General features: G+C 75.9%; 2 protein-coding genes. Both read left to right on the top strand.

Annotation, left to right across the window (positions count from 1 at the left end):
• The first annotated feature begins 1110 nt into the window (after positions 1-1110).
• Complete coding sequence (locus ACFC02_RS41830) at positions 1111-2352, top strand: MFS transporter (RefSeq protein ID WP_376368147.1); 1242 nt, start codon at positions 1111-1113, stop codon at positions 2350-2352.
• A 62-nt stretch (positions 2353-2414) separates the two neighbouring features.
• Entirely contained in the window at positions 2415-4187 is a 1773-nt protein-coding gene (locus ACFC02_RS41825) for an alpha/beta hydrolase family protein (RefSeq protein WP_376368149.1), read from the top strand.
• The last annotated feature ends 112 nt before the right edge of the window (positions 4188-4299 follow it).

Genomic DNA, 4299 nt, shown 5'->3' with positions numbered 1-4299 from the left:
GCGACAGGGGCGACTACTGAGAACAGCCCCACCACCGCACCACACGCACCACGCCGCAGGACGGAGAACCCCGGCCCGCCGTAATCGGGCCGGGGCTCCACCACCAGGCGCATGACGAGAAACCCCGGCCCGCCGTAATCGGGCCGGGGTTCTCATCTGGGCGACAACCCGGGAGCACCCCACCGGGACACCCGCACCAGACCGTCACCCCGACAGCCCACGCACCTGTCACGCCATACTAAAGGCCCCCACAGGCCCCGCGCTCCCACGTCGGCGGCCCAGCCCCGGCCCAACCGGCCCGCCCGTCCCACGACTCCCGCCCCGTCACGACCCGTTGACACGACACCCCGGACGACAGCCACCACACGCCATCGGGTGACCAGGACACACCCGAACGGGTGACCACAGCACAAGCCCCCCGGCCCACGCCCCCGCAGCCCCGGCCGCATCCCCGCACCCGGCCCGCCGCTTTCCACGCGCACCGTCAATCACCTCGCCGGTCTGCTCAGGCGCCGTCTGAAGGCGACTCGGCCTCGATGGCGGACCTGCCGCCAGGGAAGATCGCGGTCATACGCCGGGACGGCGGGACGCCGGCGGCAACGCCGGCCTGTGCCATGCACGCCGCGCCTGCCTCTCGCCCCTCCGCGGCCGTACCCCACCGGGCCCCTGACTCGCCGCAACCGGCTCGCCTCCCGGTCCGCTGCCGCCGACCCCGGCGGTGACCGGTCCCCGCGGGGTTCGCCGCCGCCGACCCCGGCGGTGTCCGGTCGCCGCGGCGAACATTCTCGGCCGAAAGCGTCCCCGGGGAGCCTTTCCTGCCGCACGAAGCGGCACCGCATCTCCCGGCGCGCAGCCGTCCCCCTTTCCGACCGGACGCGGCGGCTCTCGCGCGTTCCTCCTGGAAAAGGGGAGCCCTGCGCCTTCCTGCGGCGGAACGATCATCCCCCATTTCCCTGTGCGGCCGACCGGGTCTCCGCCCCCTGCGGCAACGCCCGGATCCGGCCAGTCAGGAGGGGCTCTTGTGGTGCTTGTTCCGGCCGGAATACGATCCCGCTCGTTTCGTTCTCCCCACACCATCTCCACGTTTTCGCCACATTGGTGAGGTGCTCCGTGGAACGGCCAGTGTCAACCGCACGACCGTCCCACCAGCGGGCGGGGTTACGTGACTTCCGGCTCCTGTGGTGGGCGAACGCCGCCGACGGGGTCGGCAGCCAGGCGTCGGGTGCCGTCCTTCCGCTGCTCCTGCTGGGGCTGGGCAACTCGCCCCAGGTCGTCGGCCTGATCGCCGGCGTCTCCACCGCCCTCGGGCTGGTGCTGGGCCCGCTGGTCGCCGTGCCCGTCGACCGGGGCGCCCGCAAGCGCGTGATGCTCGGGTCGGCGGTCGTCGCCGCGCTCGCCATGGGCTGCGTGGCCCTCGCGCTGGCCACCGGCAGGCCGCCGCTGGGGTTGGTCCTCGCCGCCGTGCTCGTCGAGCGGTTCGCGACCGCCTGCTTCGAGGCGGCGGCGCGCGGGACGGTCGCGCTGGTCTGCCCGGGCCCCGAGCAGCCCCGGGCGGTCTCCCGGCTCGCCGCCGCCGACCAAGGCGCGCTGATCACCGGCCCGGCGCTCGGCGGTGTGCTCTACCAGGCCGCCCGCGCCTTCCCGTTCCTCGCCGACGCCCTCTCCTACGTGGTCAGCGCGGTATGTGTGGGCGCCATGCGCACGGACCTCACCGCGACGGCTCCGGCCGAGCGCGGCGAGTCACTGCTGCGGGAGGGCGCGGCCGGGCTGCGCCTGGTGCGTTCCTCCCCGCTGCTGCGCCTGGTCCTGGTGTGGAGCGCCACGGTCAACCTCGTCGTGGTGGCGCTGTACTACCAGGCCGTCTTCACCCTCCAGCGCGGCGGCCACGGCGGGGCCGTGCTCGGCGCGGTGCTCGCCGCCTCGGGGGCCGCGGGCCTCGCGGGGGCGCTGGCCGCGCCGAGGGTGGCCGGGCGGCTCGGCGCCGCACGGGTGGTGACCGGCGTGACCTGGCTGCTCGTCCCGCTCGCCGCCGCCCTGGCCACCGCCACCGGAGCATGGGCGTACGGGCTGCTGTTCAGCCTGGTGTGCCTGCTGATGCCGCTCGCCTCGGTGCTGCTCCAGGCACGTGCCCTGCAGGTCACCGCGCTCGCGTTGCAGGCCCGTACCGGCGCGGTCCTGGCCACCGCGACGACCGGCACCGCGGCCGTGGCGCCGGTGCTGTCCGGTGCCCTCGCCGACCGGGTCTCCACCGCCGCGCCCGCGGTCGCCTGCGGGGTGGCGATGGCCCTGCTGGCGGTCCACACCTCCCGGCGTCCGGTGCGCGACGTCCTGGCTGCGAGGGCGACCGCGTGAACGGCGGCTACCAGGTCTACCGGGCCGCCCTGCCGGAGGTGTGCGCCGGCGATCCGGCGAAGATGGTGTTCACCGCGGACGCCGAGGGCCGGTGCGAGGTGTTCGCCTGGGACGCCGTCGCCCGCCGCGCACGGCAGGTCACCCGGCGCCCCCGGGGCACCTTGCACGGTGCGATCGACCGGGACGCGCACGTGTGGTGGTTCGACGAGGACGCCCGCGGGTCAGGACGGTGGCGGTTCCAGCCGTTCGCCGGCGGACCCGACCGGCCGGGACTGACGGACGTGCCGACGGGACCGGCCAGGGGCCTGGCGGTGAGCGACCGGGGCACCGTCGCCGTCGCGCTCGGGGACGGCCGGGCCACCACCGTCCACACCGGCCCGCGCGGTGGCACGGCCCGCACGGTCGCCCGGATCGACGGCCACGCCACGCTCACCGGCATCACCCCCACGGGCGGGCTGCTCGCCCTGGCCGGACCGGACGCCGTCACCGTCCTCACCGGCGAGGGCACCGTGGCGGCGGTGCTGCCCGGCGGCGGCGCGGGCCGGCTGTGGTCGCTGGGCTTCGCGCCCGGCGGGGACGGCGACGAACTGCTCCTCGTCCGCGAGTGCGAGGACGGGTACATCCTGGTGACCTGGCGGCCGGCGACCGGTCCCGCCGTGCACGACTGGTGCTCCTTCGACACCGAGATCACCGCCGGATGGGAGCCGGACGGCCGGTCCGTGCTGGTACGCCAGGACCGCCACGGCCGCTCCGCCCTGCACCGCGCCGACCTCACCGCGCGCACCCTCACCCCGGTCCCCACCCCGCCGGGCACCCTGCTGGACGCGGCCACCCGGCCCGGCGGCGACCTCCACTACCTCTGGACGTCCACCGGCCGGCCGCCCCGGCTGTGTTCCACCCGGAACACCCCGCTGCCCGTGCTGCCCACGGCCGCCGACCGGGTGCCCGGCACCCACCGGGACGTGTGGACGCCCGGACCCGACGGGCCCGTGCACACCCTGCTCAGCCTGCCCGACGACGCGCGCGGCCCGGTCCCGGCGGTGTTCCTGGTGCACGGTGGCCCCGCCGACCACGACCGGGACGCCTACGACGGCGTCGTGCACTCCCTGGTCGCCTCCGGTTTCGCCGTGGCCCGCGTCAACTACCGCGGCTCCACCGGGTACGGTCCGCGCTGGCGGCGTGCCTTCGGCGCGGGAGTCGGCCTCACCCAGGTCGAGGACCTGGCGTCCGTGCGCGCCGACCTCGTGGCACGGCGGCTCGTCCGCGCGGACGCCGTGGGGTTGTGGGGCACCTCCTGGGGCGGCTACCTCGTCCTGCTGGCCCTCGGCACCCGCCCCGGTCTGTGGCAGGCGGGCGTCGCGGTCAAACCGGTCGCCGACTGCGCGGCCGCCCACCGCACCACCACGCCCGCGCTGCGCGCCCTGGACGAACGGCTCTTCGGCGGCACCCCCGCGGAGGTCCCCGAGCGCTACGCGCGCAGCTCCCCCATCCACTATGCCGACCGGGTCCGCGCCCCTCTGCTGGTGGCCGCCGCCACCCATGACGCCAAATGCCCGCCCGGCCAGGTCCGCGGCTACCTCGCCGCGCTCGACGCCGCCTCGGTCCGGCACGAGGCGCTGTGGCTGGACTCCGGCCACGACGGCTACGACGGCGGCGACCACGTCACCGTACTGCGCCGGGCCGTGCTCTTCCTCGACCGGGAACTGCGCGGCCCGCGCCGCCCCCAGACGCCCCGCTCCGCCCGGAGCGGGGAGCACCGCACCGCCGAACACCTCACGGAGAGGAGAAGCTCCCATGCAGAAGGACATCATCCACAACGACCCGCTCGCGGGTGACGAGGAGAACCGCAAGCCGAGCGTCGGCATCACCGTCACCGTCCCGTTCCGCAACGCCGAGGACGCGGACGAGGACTGACCCCCGCCGGCCGGCCCCGGGGGGGACCGCCCG

It is taken from the genome of Streptomyces sp. NPDC056160, from assembly GCF_042268205.1.
In the GTDB taxonomy this organism is placed as follows: Bacteria; Actinomycetota; Actinomycetes; order Streptomycetales; family Streptomycetaceae; genus Streptomyces.
Note: the sequence above shows the minus strand (reverse complement) of the source record. Positions and strands in the feature narration are given on the sequence as shown.